This is a genomic window from Aquimarina discodermiae (assembly GCF_040786235.1).
Lineage (GTDB): Bacteria > Bacteroidota > Bacteroidia > Flavobacteriales > Flavobacteriaceae > Aquimarina.
Map to the genome: position 1 here is coordinate 170,595 of NZ_JBFMKP010000001.1, position 26,658 is coordinate 197,252.

Genomic DNA, 26,658 nt, shown 5'->3' on the forward strand with positions numbered 1-26,658 from the left:
TGAAAAATAGTTACAGATATCTATATAGTTTATCACTTTATTAAGTAAAAACTATGTATTCATATTATTTCGAAAGTCGATGTGATTTGCAAACCTCTATGGTGTTTTATAGACCATAGAGGTTTTATTTATATTATAAAGGAATGTTACCGTGTTTTCTTTTGGGGTGATTTACTTTTTTGTTTTCTAACATACTAAACCCTTTAATTAATTTACGTCGAGTGTTTTTTGGTAAGATAACTTCATCTATAAAACCTCGTTGTGCTGCGCGATAAGGGTTAGCAAATTTTTCGGCATATTCGGCTTCTTTTTCAGAAAGCTTTACTTCTGGATCCTTTGCTGCCTGAATTTCACGTTTAAAAATAATTTCACTAGCACCTTTGGCGCCCATTACGGCAATTTCTGCAGAGGGCCATGCAAAATTTAGATCGGCTCCTATGTGTTTAGAATTCATTACATCATAGGCTCCGCCATATGCTTTTCTGGTAATCACGGTAATTCTGGGCACTGTGGCTTCGCTTAGCGCATATAATAATTTAGCACCGTGTACTATAATCCCATTCCACTCCTGATCTGTACCAGGTAAGAACCCTGGGACGTCTACCAAAACTAATAACGGAATATTAAAGCAATCGCAAAAACGTGTAAATCGAGCCGCCTTTTTAGAACTATTTACATCGAGGACTCCGGCCAAAAACATAGGTTGATTGGCAATAATTCCGACACTTTTTCCTCCTAAACGCGCAAAACCAACGATGATATTTTCTGCATGATCTTGATGGATTTCATAAAAACTATCATGATCAATAATACCAGTAATAACGGCATGCATATCATATGGTTTATTGGCACTATCAGGAATAATATCAGATAATTGATCTCTTATTTCATCATTTAGAGAATAAGGAGTTGCAGATGGCTTTTGAGTATTGTTTTGAGGTAGGTAACTTAACAACTTCTTTACATCTTCAAGACATTCTATGTCATTGGCAGAGGTTATGTGAGCAACGCCAGATTTGGTTGCATGTGTACTTGCACCTCCTAATTCTTCAGAAGTTACTTCTTCATTGGTAACTGTTTTTACTACATTAGGGCCAGTAACAAACATATAACTTGTATCTTCAACCATTAAGGTAAAATCGGTCATGGCAGGAGAGTAAACTGCTCCTCCAGCGCATGGCCCCATAATTGCCGAAATTTGAGGAATTACCCCTGATGCTTGCACATTTCTGTAAAAAATATCGGCATATCCACCTAAAGAACGTACACCTTCTTGAATTCTAGCTCCGCCAGAATCATTTAGACCTATAATAGGGGCTCCTACCTTCATAGCATGATCCATAATTTTACAAATTTTCTCGGCATGGGTTTCTGATAAAGCACCACCAAAAACTGTAAAATCCTGCGCATATATATATATCAATCGACCTGCAATAGTACCATATCCTGTTACAACACCATCTCCATAATACAATTCTTTATCCATTCCAAAATCGGTGGAACGATGAGTAACTAATATTCCTATTTCTTCAAAAGAACCTTCGTCTAGTATATAATCGATACGCTCTCTTGCTGTAAGTTTTTTCTTTTGGTGCTGTCGTTCTATTCTTTTTTTGCCGCCTCCTAATTTTGCTTGATTAATTTTATCTTGTAACGTCTTTATTTTAGAATCCATAGTTTAGTGTATTGGTAAACGAAGCTTTTCCTGGTCATTAAAATATTGCTTTAATGCTATAATAGCAGCAATTTCTGCTTCTTTATGGGATATTTCTTGTATCACTTCGGGGGTGAAATATTTTTTTACAAAATGGGTGTCAAAATCTCCAGAATAGAAGGCTTCGTGTTTGCATACAAATTTTCCGAAATCAAGTGTCGTTTCTACGCCCTCTATTTTATAATTATCGATAGCCGTTATCATAAGTTCTATAGCTTCTTCACGAGTTTTACCATAGGTAATAAGTTTTGCCAACATGGGATCATAGTAGATAGGAATATGCATTCCTTCTTCAAAACCATTATCTACTCGAATACCTTCGCCAGAGGGGATCTGATATTTGTTAAGCTGCCCAACACTAGGCAAGAAATCATTTAAGGGATCTTCTGCATATATGCGTAACTCTAATGCGTGTCCTTTGATTTGCAGATCTTTTTGCTGTATTGGCAAATGTTCACCTTTGGCAATTTTTATTTGTAGCTCGACAAGATCAATACCCGTGATTAGTTCTGTAACAGGATGTTCTACCTGTAATCGAGTATTCATTTCTAAAAAATAAAAATTGTGATTTTCATCTAAAAGAAACTCCACGGTTCCAGCTCCTAGATAATCACAGGCTTTTGCCACTTTGATAGCAGCTTGCCCCATTTTGGTACGTAATTCTGATGTTAACACTATAGAAGGAGCCTCTTCTACCACTTTTTGATGTCGTCTTTGTATACTACATTCTCGCTCAAAAAGATGTATAATATTGCCATGACTGTCTGCCATTATTTGAATTTCTATATGACGCGGAGAAGCAATATATTTTTCGATAAATACAGATCCATCACCAAATGCCGAAGTTGCTTCACTAATTGCTCGTTGCATTTGTGATTCGAAATCAACTTCCTTTTCTACGATACGCATGCCCTTACCACCACCGCCGGCAGATGCTTTGATTAATATAGGGTACCCAATTTTTTCTGCAATATTTTTAGCTTTGGATATATCTGTAATCGCTTCATCTACTCCAGGTACCATAGGAATATCATAGGTTTTTACAGCTTCTTTGGCTGCTAATTTGCTACCCATGATTTGTATAGCTTTTGGTTTTGGCCCTATAAAAATAAGGTTGTTTGCTACGACATTTTTTGCAAAATCAGCATTTTCACTTAAAAAACCGTACCCTGGGTGTATTGCATCGACATTTAATTGTTTGGCTACCTCAATGATTTTAGAACCTAATAAATAGGACTGATTAGAAGGAGCTTCTCCTATATAAACTGCTTCATGAGCAAGTTTTACATGTGGTGCATCCCGATCAGCAGCAGAGTAGATGGCTACTGTTTTAATGCCCATCTGGTGAGCTGTTTTAAGAATTCTAACTGCTATCTCACCTCTGTTAGCTATCAATATTTTTTTCATACAGTTGGCTATAAATGTTTTGATGGTATTGTGTGTATATTGTTAAGGTTCTTATTTTTCGAACTCAATTAGCAACTCGCCTTTATCCACCGTAGTACCTTTAACCGCAGAAATGGATTTAATGACTCCATCTCTAGGGGATAAAATACTATTCTCCATTTTCATGGCTTCAAGGATGAATAGTGGGTCGTCTTCTTTAATTTGTTGTCCTATTTTAACATGAACATCTAGTAATAACCCTGGCATAGGTGCTTTGATTTGATGTATTTGTTTTGATGAACCTAATGAAAATCCCATTTCTTTGATTTGCATGTCCAAAATATCATGTATAGCAACCTGATAGGAATTACCATTAACGCTGATGGTATATTTCTTCGAAGCAAAATCACGCTTTACTATTTTCGTCTGATAGGATTGATGGTTATGAATCAAATGGTAACTTGAATTTGAGTCCTTGATAATATCCATCTCGGATATATCTTGTTCTGTAAATTCAAATTCAGAAAGGGAATTGACCTTGACATTATACGTACTACTCATAGGTATGAATATTTAATCTATACGATAAATATAAATATTAAAATGACCAGATAATAATTGGGAGTTTAATTATTGTATTTTTTTAATGAAATACTGTTTTGAAAATTTGCGTAGCAATGCATTCAAAATAGATCGTTAAACTTATCTCACTTTTTAGCGGAATCTGAGGTTTACTTCGAAATGTAAAAACTGTTTTTCCGCTGGATACCTCGAGTTTGCTCTGAGGTAGTTGACTTCCTCTGGGCTTGTCTTAGGGATATTTACTTTAAGAATAGTATAACGGTAGCTTTGATCTATCATTAGCAAATTTGTTTTGGATAAAAATTTTTGCAAGTGATGTAAAGCTAATTGTTGGTGTGAGGATTGTTCCGCAAGTAATGTAAAGCCAATTGTTGGTGTGAGGATTGTTCCGCAAGTAATGTAAAGCCAATTGTTGGTGTGAGGATTGTTCCGCAAGTAATGTAAAGTCAATTGTTGGTGTGAGGATTGTTCCGCAAGTGATGTAAAGCCAATTGTTGGTGTGAGGATTGTTCTGCAAGTGATGTAAAGCCAATTGTTGGTGTGAGGATTGTTACGCAAGTGATGTAAAGCCAATTATTGGTGTGAGGATTGTTACGCAAGTGATGTAAAGCTAATTGTTGGTGTGAGGATTGATCCTAAAGGGTAGTGTTCAATAAAGTGTGTCACTTCTTTTTTTATAATGTCACAAAGTTATATAGTTGAATCTTTATGATGCACTTTAATGAACAGTCTCTATGTTTATTTCGAAAGGGAGGCTTTCTTACTCCCTTCTTTTGGAAGACGACACAGCGCTAGTTGTGAGCGAGAAGCTGTGTTGGTAAAGGGATGGATGTTTTTTAATACCTATTGATTTGAACGTGAAATTTTCAATAAGGGAAATTTGTTGTACACCCGTTTACTTACTGTATTTTTTTATGTGTTTATAAATAGTTATCTTCTACTAATTTATAAAAAAATAGAGTTCATTAAACCTTTTGTGAATGATGGAGTCTAACTAAACATGTAATAACCAAATCAATATTATTTTATGAAAAAGTCCCCAAAATTTTCTACACAAATAACTACTTTGCTAATTTTAATCTGTGTGTTCATAGCGTGTTCTGGCGATGATGATTCGTCTGCAACTAATGAAACAAATCCAGATACAGAAGCTTCAGATTATGATATAACTCCGATTTTGACAAAGTTTAGCGCAGCTGGTTTGTCATATGAAATTAGCGGAGGTAATGTAATTTTTACGACCAACGATTTACCAGATCATAAATCACCTTATTATTTGGATACAGAGTGGGAGAGTAGTTTGTATGAAGCTTATAATGGTAGTAATACAAGTTTTAATTTAAACCCTAATAGAATTGCAGCCCAGAATATTACTATAACCATTCCCTTACATCCTGCAGAAGCATCAAATAAGGAAGCAACGGCACTAGGAACTATGGGACTTGCAGTAAATGGAGTTGTTTTTTACAATCAATATGCAGGGCCTAATAATCAGCCGTTAACTTCTGAGATTAATTCTTTTGATCAGTATTTAGGACATCCTCAGCAACAAGGCGGGTATCATTATCATCAAGAACCTGTGTATCTGACCAATAAATTTGGAAATGATACTTTTCTGGGTTTGTTGGCCGATGGTTTTCCTGTGTATGGTCCTATAGAGAATGGTGATGAAATCACCAATGCAGATCTTGATGATTATCATGGTCATGTAGGTGTAACTGCAGATTTTCCTAATGGTATTTATCATTACCATATTACTTCTGAAGATCCTTACATTAACGGTAATGGATTTTTTGGAACTCCTGGAAATATAACAAACTAAAAATGTTTAAGTTTTATAGACTATTTGCCATAATTCTTTTTTTGTTAAGCTGTAGAACAGATGTACCTAATCAAACGGTGATAGTAGGAGATGCAAGCTTATCTCTTTCTAATGGGAAACTACTTTACAATGAAAAACCGCTTACCGGTAGCCTAAAGGGGTATTATCAAAACGGAGAATTAAAATCTGAGGTAAAGTATCTTAATGGTAAAAAAGAAGGAGTCGAAGAGGTGTACTATAATAATGGAGTTTTACAAACGCATAGAACATATTCAAAAGGAGTTAAAATAGATGTTCATAGGGGATGGTGGCCAGATGGCAGTTCTAAATTTGAATATCATTTTGATAAAGAAGGCAGGTATGATGGTACTGTAAAAGAATGGTATACTAATGGACAGTTACTAAGAGATTTTAATTATACTTCTGGAAAAGAAGCGGGGCGACAACAAATGTTTCGCTCTAATGGCGCAATTCGTGCAAATTACGAAGTAATTAATGGTGAGCGTTTTGGTTTGATTGGACTAAAAAAATGTTATACCATAAAGAAAGATTCTATAAAGATATATTAATTGTATCATGAAATATTTGTTATTTATAATAGCTATACTGTGTTTTATTTTTTCTTGTAAAAAGCAAAAAGAAATGAAGGAAGAAGCAGTTGTGCAAAAGTTACCTTATTTTGTATCTTCAAGTTTTACACCACATTGGTTTTCAACATCAGACTTGATGAATAAACATAAAATACCAGCATTTTCATTTATAAATCAAGTAGGTGATACAGTTACTAATGAGACCTATAAAGATAAAATATATGTGGCAGATTTTTTCTTTACAATTTGCCCTGGAATATGTCCACAACTTACCAAAAACATGCTTTATTTGCAGAAAACGTATAAAACTGATAATGATATTAAGTTATTATCACATACGGTAATGCCCTGGCATGATTCGGTACCTGTATTACAGGATTATGCAATAAGGAATGAGGTTGATCTCGAAAAATGGAATTTGGTTACTGGCGATAAAAATGAAATTTATGAAATAGCAAGAAAAGGGTACTTTGCAGATGAAGATTTTGTTAAAACTCAGGACGAAAACAATTTTATTCATACCGAAAATTTTATTCTTATAGATAAAAAAGGATACATTAGAGGAGTGTATAATGGTACCATTGCTCTGGATGTAAAACGGTTAATTCGCCATATAGAAATTCTTAAAAAAGAATATCAAAAATTATAGATTACCTATATTTACCAGGATTTAATTTTTGAGTGTTTTTTAATGTCTTTTATAGAAGGTTTTATAATAGGGTTGAGTATGATCATTTTTATAGGACCCGTCTTCTTTTTACTGCTTAATAGTACGCTTCAATATGGAGTAAAAATAGGAATATCAGTAGCCTTAGGGATAATTATTAGTGATGTCGTTTGTGTTTTATTATGCTACTATGGCTTTTCTTCTTTTTTAACCATATCGCAAAACCAAGTGTGGTTAGCTGCTATTGGAAGTATCATTCTTTTTGGATTAGGAGTTCATTATTTGTTTAAAAAAGCTACCGTTACACATACTATTTCAATTTCATCTAAAGATATCCTCTCCTTTTTTATGAGAGGGTTTAGTGTTAATTTTTTTAATCCTTTTGTGTTTTTGGTGTGGATTGGAGTGTTTAAGTATGGTCAGCATAAATATGTGGCAAATCATTCATTTGTGACATATATAATAGCGGTATTAGTGGCAATATTTATAACAGATATGACAAAAGTTTTTCTATCTAAAAAGTTGCAAAGGTTTATTTCTGTCAAAAGACTAGCCGTATTTTTTAAGATAACCGGTGTGGTATTGATTCTTTTTTCTATTCGATTGTTGGTTTTTGTTTGGTAAATCTAAAAACAGAATTAACTATATTTGAGAAACAACAATAAAATTTAACAAATATGGAATTCAATTTTTTGATTACTGCTTTAGCAGCACTAGTCCCTATGATACTTGGATTTATCTGGTATAATCCAAAAGTTTTTGGCACTGCCTGGATGAATGCTTGTGGGTTTACAGAAGAAGATTTAAAAGGAGGAAATATGGCAATAACTTTTATTTTGGCATATGTGTTTAGCTTTTTTCTTGCTTTTATGTTAAATACTATAGTAATTCATCAATTTGGTTTTTTCTCTAGTATTATGAGCGAACCAGGATGGAACGAACCTGGTTCTGAAGCCTATAAGTTTTCACAAGATTATATGGCAAAATATGGCAATAACTTTAGGGACTTTGGGCATGGAGCCTTGCACGGGGCTATGGTTGGATTGTTAATTGCTTTGCCTGTTCTGGCAACCAATAGTTTGTTTGAAAGAAAAGGATTTAAATATATTGCAGTTAATGCAGGATATTGGGTCGTATGCATTGCGCTTATGGGTGGTGTGCTATGTCAATTTGCATAAATTTTGACCCTTAGAACAGAAATATATATAAGAAGAAAGATGGTTTAAACAAACCATCTTTTTTTATAAACTCGAAGGTTGTTCTTTGTTTCCTAATACACGCGCAAATAATTTTTTGAGTAGAGGAGAAGCTTCATTCATCTTACGTTCGCTCTCAACTGCTGTAAGTACGCCATTTTTATTATAAAATAACTCATAACTAAAAACAAACCTATTGTTTTTTTCATCGATACCTAATTGGCCAAACCGTAAATCGTTAAATAAAAGTTTGTCATTAGATAATTTTTCAATAGTATACCATCCTTCAGAAAGCTTGATCAATCTAGGGATAAGTGGGTCATTTTTCATTTCCCCTAATAAATGATGATTTTTGGGAAACTCTTTAAAACTAATTTTATCGTTTTTATCCAATAAAGAATAATAGCCTATCAAAAAAGAATTTTGGGTTTCGATATTAGCTGACCATAGAATACTATTTAAGGGAGTAGGTTTTGTTTGAATCTCTTTATAACCAATACGTTGTTTTTCTAGATTAGATCGAAATACGGTATAAGTATACCATTTTATTCCTAATGTAATGACCATATATGCACTACTTATGAATAGCCCTAGTTTGTTAAATTTTTCTCTCCTAGGGTCAGTGCGTTTATAAAACATTGCCAAAATGAGAAAAATCAAAAATGGTAGTGTATAAAGAGGGTCAACTACAAAAATATTTTTGAATGATACCTTATATCTAAATGGCCAAAATAACTGGGTTCCCCAGGTAGTAAAGGCATCAAGTATTGGATGGGTAAATAATCCTAAAAACATAAGTTTGGTCCAATCTTTCCAGTTGGCCTCTTTATGTTTGTATATTTTGGCGATCAACCAGCCAAATATAGGAGCTGCTATGATGCTAAAAAGGATTGAGTGAGAAAAACCTCGATGTACTTCATTGGCAGTAACATTATCAACGAATAACTTCGTTAATACATCCAAATCAGGAATGGTTCCTGCAATTGCACCCCATAATATTGCTTTGTTACCCACCTTTTTGCCAAGAACAGCTTCACCCACCGCGGCACCTAATACAATTTGAGTTAATGAATCCATTATTGTATCAGGAGTTTAAAAGGGTTTCTAATTTCGTATTCACTTGGTGAAATTAGTTCTATTAATGGCTTTAATAGTGTATTAGAAATAGAATTACCATGGCGTACATATAATTTCATCTCTACCGGTTTAGCTCCTACACAACTTTTTATAATTTCTGCGGTTCTACCTAGTCTAAGTTCATCTGCATTTTTTGTAATCGCAAGATCTACATAATCATATAACATTTTTTGATAAATAGCATGACTTTTATTGTAATCATAATCAATCCCAATATGATTTGCGTCAATAAGATTATCTGTAAAAAAAGCAGTCATGAACCCAACCAGTTTTTGCTCTATAAAATATCCTTTAAAAATAAATGTCTCTTGTAAGGTATTTTTTAGACTTTTGAATGTAGAAGCGTTGAGTTTACCAATCTTAAAATCAGCTTTATCAATTACAGAAAGGTATAATCTGTCTATTTGATCGGTATAAGTTGCAATGTCTTCTACAGTGAAGTTTTTAACAACAACATCTTTAGATTTTTTTAAAACCTTTTTTGTTCGCGTCCTAAATTTTGTTCGCATACTGTTAATATAGTCTTCAAAAGTAGTCCATTTTGGATCTAACTGAAGTACCATATTTACATCAATTTTAAATTCTCTAAAATCAAATTCTTTGATATAATCACTATGATCGTATGAATCTGGCCAAAACTCTTTTAGCAATATAAAAGATGGTTTTGTAGAGTTTTCAGATTTTCTAATTTCACGCAAAGCATCAGATAAACTTTTGAATGCCAATTTGGATGATACATAACTGGTATTGTATACAAAACCATGCTCACCACAAGAGAACATATTACCGCAAACGAGTACTTTAACATCTATATTATTAATAAGTTTTTTTTTAATAGTATCACTTATTTTACAAGGAAATTCTTGAAAGTTTAGTAAAGAAGGATTAAACTTAATAAGTTGAGCAGTGGCAAAGCCTACAGGAGTTTTATCCTGATAAAATAAAATATACCTAAATTGAATTGTTTCAGACAACGTATCCTCAAGAGCCTTTAGATAAGGTAAGGATAGAAAAATATTATTTTTAAGGTTTATAAAACTCCAATCAATAGCTGGGATATCTTTGGTATTTGTATAAAAAGTATATTTTAAAGGAGCGATATTGTTGTTGTTTGTTCTGTCTGACATAGATAATAGTGACCTAATTTCTTATCGATTATAATTTTAGGCTACTCAAAATTACGCTTATTTTTTGTAGTGATTAGTAAAAGAATGTCAAAAATCATTGTTTTATCGGATTGTTTTATGGTTTTAACATTTTAAAAAGATGGTAATAAAGTACATTTGACCGTAGAATAAATGTTTTTGAACGAAAACCTATTCATAAAGTTTTATTTTGTAATGATAATTTCAAATAAGTTTATTTTCTTTGACCGTAATTGGGAAGTAAATGAATACATTGGTGCATTGTGTCTTGTTGATTGATGATGACAAGGCTACAAATTTTTATAACGAAAGAGTAGTTTCTAAACACGAAAGTTTCTACAAGGTAAATAAAGTGCAAAGTGGTTTAGCAGCTTTAGAATATCTTACTGCTGTAGAAAATAATTTAGAAACCAAACCAGACCTTATTTTTTTGGATATTAATATGCCTGCAATGAATGGGTGGGAATTCTTACTAGAGTTTTCTAAATTGAATCCAAAAGTTACCGATGGTATAAAAATTATATTATTGTCTACATCATCCAACCCCGATGATGTAAAAGCTTTTGCAAAAAATCATTCTGTAGATGATTTTATCAACAAACCTTTATCAATTGATTTATTAAATGATGTGTTAAAAAATCATTTTAGAAGCGAGGTTCATTAGAATATTTATAAATTTTCTTGTTATTTTTTATCAAAATATAATACTATCTTACGATTATGTAAGAATAAAAAGTGTTTTACCGTTGAATTATGTTTTTTGTCGTAATTTCGCGGTTTGGTTTTTCATTTTCTAGTTTGATTTAATATTGTTTTATTTCATTTGTTAGTATGTAATAATGATAAAATTATTCATATTTATTTGTAACCAACGATAATATTTGTAGACAAATTTTGTCGATCAAAAAACAATCAAATGAAATTATCAATACTTCAAGTATTATTAATAGATGATGATAAACCTACCAATTTCTTTAATAAAATGATTATAGAGAAATATGGTGACCTTGGCAATGTCTCTACAGTTACTAGTGGATTGGAAGCACTAGAATATTTTAAAGAAGTCAACGAAGGGAAGCAAAATAAACCAAGTCTGGTCTTTTTGGATATTAATATGCCAGGAATGAACGGATGGGAGTTTTTAAAAGAGTTTGTAAAGTTTGGTAATAAAATAACAGATGGAGTTGGCATTTTTATGTTAACAACCTCTGATGATGAAAAAGAAATAGAGAAAGCAGAAAAGCATAGTTTGGTACTAGATTTTTTGAATAAACCTTTATCTCTTAAATTACTAGACAATGCATTAGAAAAGTATTTTTGTACAATAGCTAAACATGGGAAAAACAAAACAATTTCTATTAGTAGATGATAGTGAGGCAACTAATTTTTTTAACAAGATGATGATCCAGAAAACGGGATATGCAGATGAAATCTTGATAGCAAAAAATGGAGAAGAAGCATTAGACTATATCAAGTCAGGAATATTTCCTTCGGTTATTTTTTTAGATATAAATATGCCGGTTATGAATGGCTGGGAGTTTTTAACTGCTTATCAAAAACTAAGTAGTGAATTTAAAAAATCTAAAATAGTTTTGATGATTGGAGCAGAATTGATAAATGGTGATAAAAAAATGGCAGAAGAAATGCCAGATATAATTACACATAGTCCTAAGCATTTAACAAAAGAATTGATTACAAAGGTAGTCGAGGAGTATTTATATGAAGAATATGATTTTTCTTAACGAAGTTAGAGCACTTTAATAGGGATTAGAAATATATAGTACTATTTTTGCAAACATCTAGGAGTATGCATTTATGAAAAACGTTCTATATGCTTAAGACACAGTGTCAAATATGTTTAGTACTTGTTTTGTTTTACTGTAATTGTCAGGTAAGTTGGTCACAATCCAAAGCTATTATAAGTGGTAATGTAACAGATCAATTTGGCAATTTACCGGGTGCAAAGGTATTTATTAAGGGTACAAATAAGAGTACAACAACAGATGTTAATGGTTATTATCAATTTAGTGTAGATAAAGGAGATTATATAATTACCTCTGATTTTGTAATGTATACACCCCTTTCCAAAGCTGTTTCTGTAAAAAAAGGGGATACTTTAAAAGTAAATTTCTTATTAGAAACAGGGTTTTCTATAGATCAACCCGTTTCTTTAGGATCAAGAGCCCAACCAAAGTCATCATTAAAAAATACTGCTGCGGTAGATATTATTTCGCCACAACAACTTACCAGTTCGCCCCAGGTAGAATTAAGTCATATATTACATTATTTAATCCCTTCCTTTCATTCGACTACGCAAACTATAGCAGATGGAACTGATCATATAGATCCTGCTACGCTAAGAGGATTAGGCCCGGATCAGGTATTGGTGCTGGTTAACGGAAAACGAAGACATAGTAGTTCTTTATTAAATGTAAATGGTACTGTAGGAAGAGGGTCTGTAGGGACCGATTTTAATGCTATTCCTGTGGCATCAATTGAAAGAATAGAAGTGCTTAGGGATGGAGCAACACCACAATATGGGTCTGATGCTATTGCAGGGGTTATAAACATTATCTTAAAAAAACAAACAGAAATTATCCAATTGGATAGTAGAATAGGAACGAATACAGAAGGAGACGGGACCAATATCTATGCTGCGGCAAATTTTGGCTTAAAAGTTGGGAAAGAAGGGTATATGAATGTAACAGCAGAATATAGAGATAGAAGATCTATAAATAGAGCAGGGGACTATACTGGTAATGTCTATTCTAATGATAATGCGATTGATCAAGTGCAAATTGTAGAGAATAATTTTTTTCAAAGAACTGGATATACAGGAAAGCAAGTCATGCAGATAGGAAGCTCCGAAACTCAGAATATTGCACTCTCACTTAATGGCGGTATTCCTTTGTCTGGTAATGCCTCATTGTACCTGCAAGCTAGTAGAAATTATAGAGAAGGTACGTCAAAAGGCTTTTATCGTTTTCCTAAAGATCAGGACAAAGTGGTTTTAGAACTTTTTCCACATGGATTTTCTCCAGAAATACTTACTGATATACAGGATGATGTGATTACAGGAGGAATTAAAGGAGTAAAAAATAACTGGAATGTAGATTTTAGCCATTCTATTGCCGTGAATAGATTAGATTATACAGTTAACAATTCGAATAATGCGTCATTAGGAATCACATCTCCCAAAACTTTTTATACAGGAGGTTTTTTATATCAACAAAATGCGACAAACCTTGATCTTTCAAGAACATTTGATTGGCTTAGTGGTGTAAATATTGCTTTTGGGGCAGAACTTAGAATAGAGAATTATGAGATTATTGCAGGAGAAGAAGCTTCATATACTAATGGGGGTAGTACTTATGTAACACCTCAGGGGACTGAACTACCTCGAGTTGTGGGATCACAGGTGTTTCCTGGTTTTAGACCAGAAAATGAGTTAAGTCGTTTTAGAACAAATAGTTCTGGGTATATAGATATCGAAGCTAATTTAACTAATAAATTATTGCTTCGAGGAGCTGCTAGATATGAATTGTATAATGATTTTGGAGGGCAAGCTATCTGGAAACTATCAGGTAGGTATAGAATAAAAGATGGAATTACGATTAGAACAGGATTTTCTACAGGATTTAGAGCACCGTCTCTACATCAGGTGTATTTTCAAAATATAAGTACACAGTTTATTAATGGAGAAAGTGTGCAGGTAGGAACTTTTAATAATGAAAGTGCTGTAACTTCGGGAGCTTTTAAAATTGGAAATTTAAAACCAGAGTTATCAAATCATTTAAGTGCTGGTATTAGCAGTAGGTTTGGAGATAACATCACGTTTAGTTTTGATTACTATTTAATTTCTATAGAAGATCGAATAGTACTTTCTGGTCAATTTGCAGAAGGGTATGAAGATATATTAGAGCCATTTAATGTTGGAGCTGCGCAATTCTTTACTAATGCAATAGATTCAGAAACCTCTGGGGTAGATATGACACTTTTCTTTAAAAAAACATTAGGTAAAGGAGAGTTCAATGCTTCTATTGGTGCTAATATAACGAGAACAAAAGTAAAAGGACCTATTAAAGTTTCTGAAGCCTTAAGAGGACAAGAAAATGTTTTGTTTAATAGAGAAGAAATAGCAAGAGTAGAGTCTGCCCAACCAAATTATAAGATGAATGCATTAATGTCGTATGATTTTGAGAAGCTTAAGTTTCAGGTTATCAACACCTTGTTTGGAGATGTGAAATTTATACATCCAGATGACGGTAACACTACAAATTGGGTACTTAATGATTTTACAGGAAATATAGAAACCCGTGATCAAACATTTACTCCAAAAATAGTAACAGATGTTGCCGTTTCGTATCAAGTTAATGATTATGTGAAATGTACATTGGGGGGTAATAATATTTTCAATATATACCCCGATAAACACAAGCACAGTGCTAATACAGAAGATGGTAATTTCATCTACAGTAGAAGGGTACAACAATTTGGTGTAAATGGAGCAAATTATTATGTAAGATTATTACTAAGATTATGATAAAGTATATTCATATATCCGCCATACAAAAACACTTTATAGCATTAGTGTTATGTTGCATAACCATGGTTTTTTCTTTTGCTCAACAAACATCAAAAACAGCAGATAAAGAAGGAGTAAAAAGGTTACAGAGGGCTATATTTATTTTCAATTTTGCGCAGCAAGTTGGTTGGGAAAATCTTAAATCTAAAAAAGATTTTAAAATAGGTGTTTTAGGCCCCGATAAAACCATACTAGACCTTAGGACTATAGCGCAGAGGAGAAAAATTCATGGTAAACCTGTAAAGGTTATTCGTCTACAACATGTAAATGATGTAGAAAATGTACAACTATTATATGTAAATAATAAGTATAGTTATAGTATAGAATATCTTCTGGATAAAATACTAGGTAAAAATATTTTGTTAATTAGTGAAGATTATAATTTTAATACTTCAATGATTAATATGGTAAATGTTGGAGATTCTTTTGAATATGAAATTAATATCGAAAGAATAGAACAAGAGAGGTTTACTGTGGTTCCTTCCTTAAAAAAATATGCCATTACATCTGCAGAAAAATGGAAACGACTCTACCAATTTACAGAAAAGACGCTAAGTAAAATTCAAGAAGATAAGACTAAGCAAGAAGCCAAATTAAAAGATAAAGAACGACAAATACAATATCAGAAGGATACTATAACAGGGCAGTTAGAAAAAATTTATTCTAAGGAGGGAGAAATTAATGAACGTAATAAAAGAATAAAGAAGCTTTACACTCAAAACGAATTTCAGAAAAAGAAATACGAAGAAAGACTTGCGCTGGAGAGAGAGTTAGAAAATAATATAAAGGAGCAAATAACATATATTGAAAAACAGCAAGAACAAATTCAGGAAAGCAATAGAGAAATAAAAGAACAACAAGAATTTCTTGAAAAACAAAAGGATAAAATCAAACAACAAGAGAAAGTTTTAAATGAACAGGATGTAAAAATTAAAAGTCAGGAAAAAATAAGTTTGTTGTTAATCGCTTTGGCCACACTTGCATTTGGATTTAGTTTTTTTATTTATAGAGGGTATCAAAATAAGAAGAAGTATAATAAAGAATTAGCAATTAAAAATCAGGCTTTTTATAAGCAATCTGTGGTATTAGAAGCTAAAAATAGAGAATTAGAACAATTTGCTTATATCGCAAGTCATGATCTTCAGGAACCACTTAATACCATTTCCAGTTTTATAGATTTACTTACTCAAGATTATAACGAAAAGTTTGATGAAATAGGAAAAACCAGCTTAACTTTTATAAAAGACGCGAGTGTACGAATGAAAAAATTGATAGATGCTTTACTAGAATATTCAAGATTGGGTAGAAGTAAAGACTATGTAGCGGTCGATTGTAATGTGATTATAGAGGATTTAAAAAGTGATTTAAAAAATAGAATAGAAAAAACAGGAGCAAGCATTAATTTTAAAGACTTACCTGTTGTGACTGGTGCAGAGATAGAATTGCGTTTACTTTTTCAAAACTTGATTAGCAATGGTATTAAGTTTCGCCATCAAGATACTGTTCCAAATATAGATATCTTATGCAAGAAGAAACAAGATCAAGAAAATGATTCAAAAGGTTTCTGGGAGTTCTCTGTACAAGACAATGGAATAGGAATACCCCAAAATCATCAAGAACGAATATTTGCCATTTTTCAAAGGTTACATTCTCGAGATAAATATGAAGGTACTGGAATTGGGTTGGCTCATTGTAAAAAAATTGTAGAATCCCATGGTGGTAAGATATGGTTATCTTCTATAGAAGGTAAAGGGAGTATTTTTTATTTTACAATTCCATTTAACAGAACAGAAAACACAATTACCTAAAAGTATAAATAAGATAAGGAGATATTTTTTTATATCTCCTTTCCTTATTTTAAATACCCGGGGTAAATTCAAAATTTTTGGCTAATCTAATTTTGGATTATAACATTTCCCGTATATATAAATAAAGCACTATTAATTTCTTAACGAATGTTTTATTAAACTATTTGATAGGTTAATACTGTAGTCGTACAAATCATTTGATACTTACATGCAATTATCAATTAAAGTATTAAATGTTTTAAGAAGTATAATGATATTGTGAAAACAGATGTTTTTTATGAATATTGAGAGGCTTCTTTTGTGTTAATATTGTATATGTAAATTGGACAAAGAAACTTTTTGGAAGCTATTTCTACAGTTTACCAAATGCTCATGACATAACTTTTTTCAATTAAAAAATAGTGGCATGTACAGTTTTTAAAGCATTTTTATCCTAAGTATGATTGTATTTTAACATTTTTTGTCCGTTTAGACATGAGTTGTAGTTAATTTTGCTCAAATTATGTTAAAACATAGGCTATATGGTATCTTTCAAAGATAATCCATTACTAGTAAGGCAAGTAGATAGAGCTCGAAATTCTGGAATATCGATATAAATGTTAAATAAAATGTAAAGAAATGTTGCATAAAAATCAATTGAGTAGTTACTTTGAAGTAGAAAAAGTAACGAAATTGTTTAAATGTATGGTTTTGATACCCCAAACTAAAAAGATCAATATAGTATCAGTTTAAATGAACCTATGGATATTAAATGAAGGATTTTTACTAGAATGTATACTAAAGGTTGCAAGAAATTGCCAAGTTTTTTAGAATAGTTAATTCATAGTATCCTCTTAATTAGTTGAACGTGTTATTACCCCAAAATAGTGCATGCGTTTTTTAAAATTAGTATGTTTCTGTATAAAGCTTAAACAATAGACTTACTTGATAAAAAAGTAAGAAGTTTAATTTAAAATAGTTTTAGATATTTTCTTTTAAAAAAGAAGTTTTCCTAAGCTTTAATCAGAAAAATATAGCTCTTTGATTCTAAAAATATTCTATTACATTTTTATTTTTTGCTTCTCAACCATAGCATTTTGTCAGGATCTTGGTCAGATCGGAAAAGCAAAGCTATTTAAACTAACAGGAGGAGTGGCAGCAAATACGGTTTTTTATGAAGGAGATGCGAATAGGGAACCTTTTACCTATTTTTTGTCAGGTAATGTTAACCTGAACATCAGTGGTGTCTACAATATTCCTTTTTCATTTTCGTATTCTAATCAGGAATTTCAAAACTCTAATCCTTTTAAATTTAATAGACTAAGCATTCACCCTTCTTATAAATGGGTTACTACGCATATTGGAGACGTAAATATGACTTTTTCTCCTTATACATTAAGTGGTCATCAGTTTACTGGGCTTGGAGTAGATCTTACTCCAAATGAAGATTTAAAAATTAGTGCCATGTATGGTCGATTGCTTAAAGCATCAGAATATGTAGAAAGTGACCCTTCTTCTAACCCCGGATATAAAAGGTCGGGATATGGTTTAAAAACTAGTTACAGTTTTGAAAAATTTTCGGTTGGCGCGATATTTTTCAAAGCCTCTGATGATAAAAACTCTATAGAAAACCCTGTTCCAGTAGAAAAAGAACTGTATCCAAAAGATAATTTGGTTGTTAGTTTAGAAGGAAACGTAAAACTTTTTGATAAAGGCGAACTAAGGGCAGAATATGCATCGTCTGCAATTACAGAAAATACAGAAGCTACAGAAGAAGAATATACATCGTCTGTATTGTCTTCATTTATAGATAACAATATTACTACCCAACACTATAAAGCGTATAATGTAGGTTTTACTTATCCTATAGCAAAAGGAACCGTTGGAGTGGGATATGAGTATATAGATCCTGATTATAGAACACTGGGTGCCTATTTCTTTAATAATGATTTAGAAAATATTACACTTAATGCAACACAAAACTTGTTTCAGGATAAAGTAAACGTATCTTTTAACGCAGGTTTGCAAAGAGACGATCTGGAGAATAACAAAAGCACACAATTACAACGAGTAGTTAGTGCTGTGACTATTGGTTATAATGCTTCAGAGAAGTTAAGTATAACAGGAGGGTATTCTAATTTTCAGTCGTATACCAATATCAAAAACCAATTTGATTACATCAATGAGGTATCGCAGACAGACAATCTGGACACTTTAGATTTTCAGCAAATATCTCAAAATGCCAACCTTAATGCCAATTATATTCTTAGAGATACCGAGACTAGAAAAGATAATTTCAATATAGCGTTATCTTATCAGAATTCATTAAACAAGCAAGGGGGACAAACAACAGAAGGCGGAAACTCTAATTTCTATAACGGAAGTACATCGTATACTTTGGGATATCCAACATTAAACCTTAGCATTGCTGCGGCACTTAACGTAAATTATAATACCATAGGTACAAATAATAGTACCACTTTTGGGCCATCGGTTTCTGTAAGAAAGCAGTTTTTTGATAAAAAGTTAAAAACAAATAGCTCTATAAGTTATAACCAAAGCAATAATAACGGAGAAAAACAAGGAGATGTTACCAATGTAAGATTAGGAGGAGCTTATACGTATAAAAAGAAGCATAATTTTAGGCTCAATTTTCTTACTCAATTTAGAAACGCTACTACATCATCCTCAGAGAATTTTACAGCAACATTTGGGTATAACTATACTTTTGATAGCTTTAACCCCAAGCTTAAGTTTACTAAAAAACCAAGAAAACCAAAAGTCAAGAAACCGAAAAAGAGAAAGTCTAAAGGAATAGAAATTCTACAATTTAGATACAAAGACTCTTTGTATAAGGGAACTATGGATGAGATAGATGTTAAATTGGCAAATATTCAAAAACATACACATTTTGATCACATTCCAGAATATAAAAAAGAAGAACTTACCATACTTCGATTAGAAGTCGTAGACGAGAAAAAATCGAGTGAATACAAGGAGAAAGCGCTTACTTTCTTAAAAGAATTGTATAGTTATGAAGACTTTCTGGCAGGGTACCATCAGTTAGTATTTGATATGTTACAGGAGCTTCGCAAAGATATGTTACGTTTGGATTATGCCTTCGAAAAAGCCTTTGTAAAAGCAAAAATAGCGGTAGATAACCATAGTCTGCACAATAAAACAGAAGAGCAACGCGAGACTGTTTCAGAAGCACTTCAAACACGTTATGTTGAGTTACAAAAAAATTCTGAAGTAGCATTGGCACGTTTGATAGGGCATCGTTGGACATTACCCATTATCCAGAGTTACAATACCATAGAAAAGATAGAAAACCCTGATCAATTTTTAAAAGAAGTGATGGAGCTCGAAAAGGATAACATTTTTAAGATGGTAGATCAGGATAAAAGCGAGCAAGAGGTGCAATTGTACATGATTACACAGATTATTGATTTTTACCTTAAAAAGTCATTGAATTATACAGATCCCGATAAATTTAATTTAAAATATATAGAAAAGAACTAAGCTATGAGAAGACTTATTCTTACCATATTAACTATTATATACTTTGCAGGTCAGGGAATTGCTCAAAAATACCCTGTTGCGGTAACTCCGCAAGTGAATGCACCGGCTCCGGTTAATTTTTATAATTATGCCGATGCGACCGCTGTAAATAGTCCTTTAAGAGTTCAGTTACTGTTAAATGATATTACCATTAGCAATGAACAGATTCGATTAAAGGTATATTTTGAAGGTAACGGAATTGCATTTCAGAGTAATGATGTGGTTATTGGGGCAGATCCGTTATTTATTGATGGCGGGGTTACGCTAACACTTACCAATACAGAGTTAGCCCCGTATTTCGAGTTTCAAAATATACAGGGGATTACTCCTAATGTATACGGGCAGTTTATCCCAGAAGGAAGTTATCAGTTCTGTTTCGAGGTATTTGATTTTACTACGGGTAATCGATTGTCTTCAAAAAGTTGTGCAACTACGTATATCTACAAAAATGAACCTCCGATACTTAATCTGCCTTTTAACAAAAGCAATATAGAAGCAAAAGAAGTAGAGAATATTGTTTTTCAGTGGACTCCAAGACATATTAATGTAAGTAATGTAGAATACGAATTAAGCATTGTAGAAATTTGGGATGATCATGTAGACCCCCAAGCTGCATTTTTGTCTTCACAACCCGTGTTCGAAACTATTACTCGTAATACATCTTTTGTCTATGGGCCCACACAACCCTTATTACTGCCCAATAAACGGTATGCATGGCGAGTAAAGGCCAAAGCACTGCAAGGAGCAGAAGAAATAGGGCTTTTTAGAAATGAAGGATATAGTGAGGTGTTTTGGTTTTCGAGAACCTCGCCCTGTAGTGAACTTCAGTTTGTAAGTGCAGAACCCAAAGGAATTTCAAAAATTAATGTGCATTGGGACGAAGACCCTAATGAATATAGCGAGTATACCATCGCTTATCGAGAAGCAGGAAAACCTAATGCGTATTGGTTTACAAAACGTACTAATAGTGGTTGGCTTACTATATGGAATTTGAAACCAGGAACTACTTATGAGTACAAAGTAAAAGCCAAATGTAAGTATCAGTATGGGGAATATTCTGATATTCAGGATGTAACTACGGATACTGTAGAAGATGAAACCGCTGATTATAATTGCGGAATTGGTGCAATAGGAGATGCAATTGATAATCAAAAACCACACCCTGGGTTACAAATAGGAGAACGTATAAAAGCGGGGGATTTTATTGTTACAATTGTAGAAATAGATAGTCAATCTGATGGTAGAATTACAGGTAGAGGGTATGTGGGGATCCCATATTTAAAATTTACTCGTTTTGGGGTAAAGTTTAACAATGTTTTGATCAATACAGATAGCCAATTGGCAGATGGAGAAATAGTCACGCTGTATGATCATGAATATGGAGAAGACGAAACCATGACTGTAGATCTTGATATCGATGTGGTAGAAACCATTACAGGAGATCAAGGGGAGACTGATAGTGTTGAAATAGGATTTGTTATCGAGAATGTAACCATTAATGAATATGGTGCTATAGTGATAACAGGAACGGGAGGAGAAGAAGCAACAGTGCCGGGAGGTAGAGATATAGAAATTAAAGATGCCAATGGTAAAGTATGGAGTGTAGGAGAAGATAATGTCGTAAAAGTAAGTGAATATGTGGGAGAAGTGACCGATGCTACTACAGAAGGTGTAGATGAGGATGGAGAGATTCTGCAAATATCAGATGATAGAGTATTAGTAACTTTTATTAAATCGGGATACTACTATTTTGATGAATTACCAGAAGAGGCAAAAGGTCAATTAGGGAAAAACAGTATCTATGCAACCATTCCGATAAAAGGAGGAGGGGCCTATCAAACTGCATTCAAAGGGATATCTGATACGAATGGAGATGATATTATTATTGCCGAAGCGACCATTAAAGACGAATCGATTGCTACAGAGGATATCATCTTTAAAACCAAAAGCGGAACCGCAGTTTCTGCTACCTGGAATGGGAATAAAGCAACACTTACGCTTACCAAAAGATTTGATTATGCCCACGAAGAAATATTAGCTACTGTAAAAAGTGAAGAAGAGGATAAATATAGCATTGTAGGTGTCCTTAATCTGGTACACCTAGGAAGCAATCAGTTTTCTGATATCAATGTAAAGCTAATACCTATTAACAAAGCCATTATAAGCAGAGAAGCGCAAGACGGAATTAAAGAGATCTATAAAAAAGCCGGAGTAAACCTAAATATAGAAGTAGGCAATCGTTTGCAAATACCACAAGAGATATGGGATAAAGAAGAACCCTATGATATATTGAATGCTGGCGATAGTAGGATCTTTAACGATTATAGTGAGGAAGAAAAAGACATCATTAGTTATTACAAAAGCAATACTAGTGATTATAATGAAGAAACCTATTATGTCTTTATCACAGATATCAAAGCTGTTAATTCGGATACACAAAAGTCATTGGGTGGATTTATGCCGATCAAAAACCAGTTTGGGTTTTTGTTTGATGGTGCTGGGAACGACGCCAAAATCGTAGCACACGAATTAGGGCACGGTATTTTTGGATTAAAACATCCATTTAGTGAGCATGGCACTACAGCAGGCGCAACCAATTTTATGATGGACTATGGTACACAAGAGGTTTTTAACCATATGGATTGGAAAGAAATCTTTGCCCCAGGGTTAAAATTGTATGACTTTAGCGGTGATGAGGATGGGGAGATAAGGTTGTTTGATGATACCGAGTTTGTAAATAATGCATTTCAAATAATACGATATGCATATATGAAATCCAAAGGAAGTAGTTTAAACTTTGACACATCTGTATTTGGGAAAATGGGTACGTTTTATGGTAAGTGGAAAGGTGATAAAATATGGATTAAAATTAACAAGGGTAGCTTTAAGGGGGTGTCTGTCGATAAACCTGTAGAATTAGGGAAAAATGCTAGTAAAGATAAAAAAGAAAAATGGCGTTATGCATTATTGTATAAGAATGTAGAAATATATACCCCAAGATGGAGTTCGGGAGCAGATCCAAACGAACTACTTAGGTTAAAAGAATACTTGTTTCCAGCAGATAAATCGATAATCAAGAATGATTTAAATGTAAGTCTTGAAATAAAAGAACATTCAACTTTATTGGTTAAAACAGGAGGAGTATATTATGAATTAAACTTTAAAACGAAAGATGGTGATCATATTTTTGAGTTTGACCATCATGATGAGGTAGAGAAATTTTGTAACTCGTTAAAAATAGAAAGGGATAAAGAGTATACGAATCCTTATGAATCAGAATATTCAAAGAAGATTATAGATTATTTAAATAAAAACTTTGCTTCAAAAGCAAAAGATTGTGATCTGATAGATACCTATTATGCAGAAATCCCATCAAGCTACATATTGCAAGTACAAGATAATAGGACAGAATTTGATTATGAGGGATTATGGCAGACTTTAAAGGTTTTGCTAAGCTGTTCGACCGATGATAAAGGAGTTTCTGAAGAAGATGCGGTATTAACGATTTTAAAGGCTTTGTCAAAAGGATCAAAAAAATACCCAAACATTAACCTTCTTCAGGATTTAAAAGATAGAAAAATTAACGGTGAAAATGCATTTAGATTAATTTATGACAAAGTCGATGATTGGGGAGGTACTGATAATTTTACCAAGCTTATAAATCTTCTTTATGAGCAATGGAAAATATCAGAAGATGCAAAACAAACCGTATATCTTGTGCCTTACACTAGTTCAAAAATAGGAGTTTTTTATACAAGTGATTATGTTGTTAATTTTAAGGAGGACCCTCCTACTTCAATTAGTTTGGGCAAAAAAGAATTATTACCATATAATGTCAAATTAGATAAATACCCAACACAAATTGTAAATATAGGAACATATGATATTTATGATCCTATACGCTTGGTGAAATATAATGAAATAGCTAAACCAGGTTTTAATGTTAAGCAGGTAAATGTACCTATGTTTATTCTCAAGGCTATTGATGAAAAATATAATACAAACAATACCGAACAAAGTATAAATTTGGCTTTTGAGGTAGCGTTAACATTCTCTGGGATTGGAAATATTACTAGACTAAGGCATCTTAAGCAGCTTAATAAGCTGGACAAATTATTTGATGGATTACAAGGGGTAGATACAGCATTGGGGGCATTGAATTTAATTCTTAAATATTCTGATGCATGTGGCAAAGATCCTAACGAGATTAAGCCACCTACGAACAAAGAAGAAATGACGTATTGCCAAATGCTAAGTGTTTTTGGTGATATATTAGGATTATCAAATGGAGCTATAGAACTGGGAAAAAGAAGCGCAGAAATTACCGATCTGGCTAGAAAAATGCATAAAAAAATAGATGAAGATCCTAATTTTATAGATGGAATTACTAACTCTGATAGACAGAAGCTATTAAGATATTTAAAAAAAATTGCTGATGATATAGGTGAAAATGTTAAGTTGAAAGTTCTTGTAGATTTGTATAATGAGGGTACTCTTAAAACCATCTTATATAATTTTGAAAATGTAAAACTAGGGATTTCTACTGTTGAAACATTATTAAAATATTCTGAAGATTGTAAAACTAGTGACACCTGTAAAGAGGTATTAAAATATTTGGGCTTTGTACAAACTGCTATAAAAGCAGGAGGATTAACAGGTAAAGTAATATCAGGCTTAAAAAAAGGAACGTCTGATAAAATAAAAAATGACCAAGATATATATAAAGAGGCTCCAGAAAAGAGAAAGAGATTAATCGAATCTGTTGAAATTTTAGAGGGGATAAGAGTTCCTGCATTAAAAAGGGTATTGTCTGATTTTCCTGATGGTAAGGGTTCTAAAATCAAACAACTCTATGACAATGCTTCTACTGATAAAAAAACTGAATTAGAAAAAGCATGGAAGATATTAGAACCTTATCCAAAAATTAGATTTGCTAGGGATGGTAAAAATTTAGAAACCTTGGCAAAGACGTATAGTAGATTTACGTATGATGGTGAAGATGGATTTAATGGGTTTCATAAATTAATCAATGAAGGAGTATCTACAAGTAAACAAAAACTAATTCAGAGTCTTGAGAAAGCAAATGATCTTTTTGATATTAATTGGGAGTTGCCAATTGTATTTTCTGGTATTAAAAGTGGTAAGGTAAAGGTAATTACAATTATCGATGGGAAAAATGTAGAATTAGCTAGTGTTGATTATAATGGAATTGTAGTTAAGAAAAAATTTCTTACCGAAGAAGATGGAGCACAAATTGTAGGAGAAGTACAGGGTAAAAAAATCTATAAAAGAGGGAATGAAATAGGGTTTAAGAGAACTGATGGAGGAATAAAGACTGATTTAAAATTTGGTAAAAACACTATTAGTGCTCTGAAAAATGGATTCCCTGATGAAATTGCATCAATTGTTGCAAAACATGGGATAGATGAAGAATATTTTCAAAAAATATTCCAAAAAATGAAATATCATTTATTAAGTCCCGAAGATCAAGCCATAATTAAGGAAATTAGAAATGCAACACCTATGCCCAATGAAAATACAATTCTACAAAAAGTAGCTCCTTTATCCAATCTCAAAAATTACTTGGGAGAAGAAGGGTATACCTTATATAATACGATAGGAGGATTCATAACAAGAGCAAAAGATGCCAAACATCTAAATTCTTATAAAGATATTTTTCATGGAATGAGACTAGATTATAAGGGGACTAAGTTTAAGCTTTCAGATGGTTATTGTATAGTAATAAAATATAGAGCTAAAAATCCAACTTTAAAAATACCTTTTGGGGAGGGACAACCATATCCATATACAGGAAATGGACATACATCTGGAAATCAAGGTAGATTAGGAGTTCCAGAATTAGAATCTTCGTATGTAACCCCGAAAGATGGAGCTGAACTTTTTCTTAGAGATTCAGAAGGAGAGGAAATATTAGTAGCCGTATTTAGTGAAAGTGAAAATAGATTTATTAAAGTGAACAATGATTATTAGAAAAGGAAATTATACAAATTACAAAGGTTTTGAGGTGAAAATTAATAAAGTAAGACCTGAAACTTCAAATCCTTTTACTCACTTTATTTTGACCTATGAAGGAAAAAAATGTTCGATCGAAGAATTTAGAAAAGATACTTTTGGAAGTTATGTTAAAATGCTGAATAAAGAAAAACTTCAAAATGCTTTTAGAGTTGTAACTAAAGTACAATATAAACAAGACGTTTTTGAAGTGTATAATTATTTTGAAAAAGATAAAAGCCTTGGTTTGAATACCTATGATGAAGAGCTAAAAAGCAAATTAGAGTTTGTAGAGTTAAGGGATTCGAAAGGGGGGAAGTATTTTTCTGGTACGATTAAACTTTATAGCATAGAAAAAATATGGGAAGAAATAGGTCGATCCGATTTTGACTTACCGATGCCACAGAATATTGTGAATACAACGAGAATATTGAATGTTTGAAGAAAAGAAACCAAAAATATATAGAGGTTCAA

Annotated in this window: 18 protein-coding genes; 13 read left to right on the forward strand and 5 right to left on the reverse strand. The window is 32.5% G+C overall.

Annotated features, from left to right (window positions below; genetic code table 11):
• Positions 1 to 133 precede the first annotated feature (133 nt).
• Genes ABW636_RS00605 through ABW636_RS00615 form a run of 3 tightly spaced genes read right to left on the reverse strand, consistent with a single transcriptional unit; the run spans position 134 to position 3,661 of the window.
• The gene (locus tag ABW636_RS00605) at positions 134 to 1,675 is read right to left on the reverse strand and encodes an acyl-CoA carboxylase subunit beta (RefSeq protein ID WP_367588004.1); all 1,542 of its coding nucleotides are present in this window, start codon (positions 1,673 to 1,675) and stop codon (positions 134 to 136) included.
• Positions 1,676 to 1,678: 3 nt separating this feature from the next.
• A complete protein-coding gene (accC, locus tag ABW636_RS00610) occupies positions 1,679 to 3,121 on the reverse strand; it encodes an acetyl-CoA carboxylase biotin carboxylase subunit (protein WP_367588005.1) in 1,443 nt (480 codons plus the stop codon).
• A 51-nt stretch (positions 3,122 to 3,172) separates the two neighbouring features.
• Entirely contained in the window at positions 3,173 to 3,661 is a 489-nt protein-coding gene (locus ABW636_RS00615; RefSeq protein ID WP_367588006.1) for an acyl-CoA carboxylase biotin carboxyl carrier protein subunit, read from the reverse strand.
• 1,048 nt (positions 3,662 to 4,709) lie between these two features.
• Here ABW636_RS00615 and ABW636_RS00620 point away from each other — a divergent pair.
• The 5 genes from ABW636_RS00620 (at position 4,710) to ABW636_RS00640 (ending at position 7,939) form a co-directional block, all read left to right on the forward strand.
• On the forward strand, positions 4,710 to 5,504 hold the full coding sequence (locus tag ABW636_RS00620) for a YHYH protein (protein WP_367588007.1): 795 nt from the start codon (positions 4,710 to 4,712) through the stop codon (positions 5,502 to 5,504).
• A 2-nt stretch (positions 5,505 to 5,506) separates the two neighbouring features.
• Complete coding sequence (locus tag ABW636_RS00625; protein WP_367588008.1) at positions 5,507 to 6,073, forward strand: toxin-antitoxin system YwqK family antitoxin; 567 nt, start codon at positions 5,507 to 5,509, stop codon at positions 6,071 to 6,073.
• Positions 6,074 to 6,146: 73 nt separating this feature from the next.
• Positions 6,147 to 6,743: an SCO family protein gene (locus tag ABW636_RS00630; protein WP_367588009.1), complete on the forward strand. Its 597-nt coding sequence runs from the start codon at positions 6,147 to 6,149 to the stop codon at positions 6,741 to 6,743.
• Positions 6,744 to 6,821: 78 nt separating this feature from the next.
• Positions 6,822 to 7,385, forward strand: a complete 564-nt coding sequence (locus ABW636_RS00635) for a LysE family translocator (RefSeq protein ID WP_367588010.1) — start codon at positions 6,822 to 6,824, stop codon at positions 7,383 to 7,385.
• A gap of 53 nt (positions 7,386 to 7,438) precedes the next feature.
• Positions 7,439 to 7,939, forward strand: a complete 501-nt coding sequence (locus tag ABW636_RS00640) for a DUF1761 domain-containing protein (RefSeq protein ID WP_367588011.1) — start codon at positions 7,439 to 7,441, stop codon at positions 7,937 to 7,939.
• A 63-nt stretch (positions 7,940 to 8,002) separates the two neighbouring features.
• Here the strand turns inward: ABW636_RS00640 and ABW636_RS00645 are convergent, their stop codons facing one another.
• Both ABW636_RS00645 and ABW636_RS00650 read right to left on the reverse strand, forming a co-directional pair.
• Entirely contained in the window at positions 8,003 to 9,034 is a 1,032-nt protein-coding gene (locus tag ABW636_RS00645) for a metal-dependent hydrolase (RefSeq protein ID WP_367588012.1), read from the reverse strand.
• The gene (locus ABW636_RS00650) at positions 9,034 to 10,221 is read right to left on the reverse strand and encodes a hypothetical protein (protein WP_367588013.1); all 1,188 of its coding nucleotides are present in this window, start codon (positions 10,219 to 10,221) and stop codon (positions 9,034 to 9,036) included. Before ABW636_RS00650 ends, ABW636_RS00645 begins: the two co-directional genes overlap by 1 nt.
• Before the next feature lie 262 nt (positions 10,222 to 10,483).
• Between ABW636_RS00650 and ABW636_RS00655 the strand changes: the two genes are divergently transcribed.
• From ABW636_RS00655 to ABW636_RS00690, 8 genes are all read left to right on the forward strand, one after another.
• Entirely contained in the window at positions 10,484 to 10,903 is a 420-nt protein-coding gene (locus ABW636_RS00655; RefSeq protein WP_367588014.1) for a response regulator, read from the forward strand.
• Between the two features lie 252 nt (positions 10,904 to 11,155).
• Positions 11,156 to 11,608 carry a response regulator gene (locus tag ABW636_RS00660; protein WP_367588015.1) on the forward strand — a complete coding sequence of 151 codons (453 nt, stop codon included), beginning with the start codon at positions 11,156 to 11,158 and terminating at the stop codon, positions 11,606 to 11,608.
• Positions 11,574 to 11,981 (forward strand): response regulator, encoded by a 408-nt coding sequence (locus ABW636_RS00665; RefSeq protein WP_367588016.1) that lies wholly within the window; start codon positions 11,574 to 11,576, stop codon positions 11,979 to 11,981. The genes ABW636_RS00660 and ABW636_RS00665 overlap by 35 nt, the downstream gene beginning before the upstream one ends.
• Before the next feature lie 89 nt (positions 11,982 to 12,070).
• Positions 12,071 to 14,782: a TonB-dependent receptor gene (locus ABW636_RS00670; protein ID WP_367588017.1), complete on the forward strand. Its 2,712-nt coding sequence runs from the start codon at positions 12,071 to 12,073 to the stop codon at positions 14,780 to 14,782.
• Positions 14,779 to 16,632 (forward strand): YfiR/HmsC family protein, encoded by a 1,854-nt coding sequence (locus tag ABW636_RS00675; protein ID WP_367588018.1) that lies wholly within the window; start codon positions 14,779 to 14,781, stop codon positions 16,630 to 16,632. Before ABW636_RS00670 ends, ABW636_RS00675 begins: the two co-directional genes overlap by 4 nt.
• A 1,020-nt stretch (positions 16,633 to 17,652) precedes the next feature.
• Entirely contained in the window at positions 17,653 to 20,133 is a 2,481-nt protein-coding gene (locus ABW636_RS00680) for a TonB-dependent receptor (protein ID WP_367588019.1), read from the forward strand.
• 3 nt (positions 20,134 to 20,136) lie between these two features.
• Complete coding sequence (locus ABW636_RS00685) at positions 20,137 to 26,163, forward strand: fibronectin type III domain-containing protein (protein WP_367588020.1); 6,027 nt, start codon at positions 20,137 to 20,139, stop codon at positions 26,161 to 26,163.
• Positions 26,153 to 26,626, forward strand: a complete 474-nt coding sequence (locus ABW636_RS00690; RefSeq protein WP_367588021.1) for a hypothetical protein — start codon at positions 26,153 to 26,155, stop codon at positions 26,624 to 26,626. The genes ABW636_RS00685 and ABW636_RS00690 overlap by 11 nt, the downstream gene beginning before the upstream one ends.
• The last annotated feature ends 32 nt before the right edge of the window (positions 26,627 to 26,658 follow it).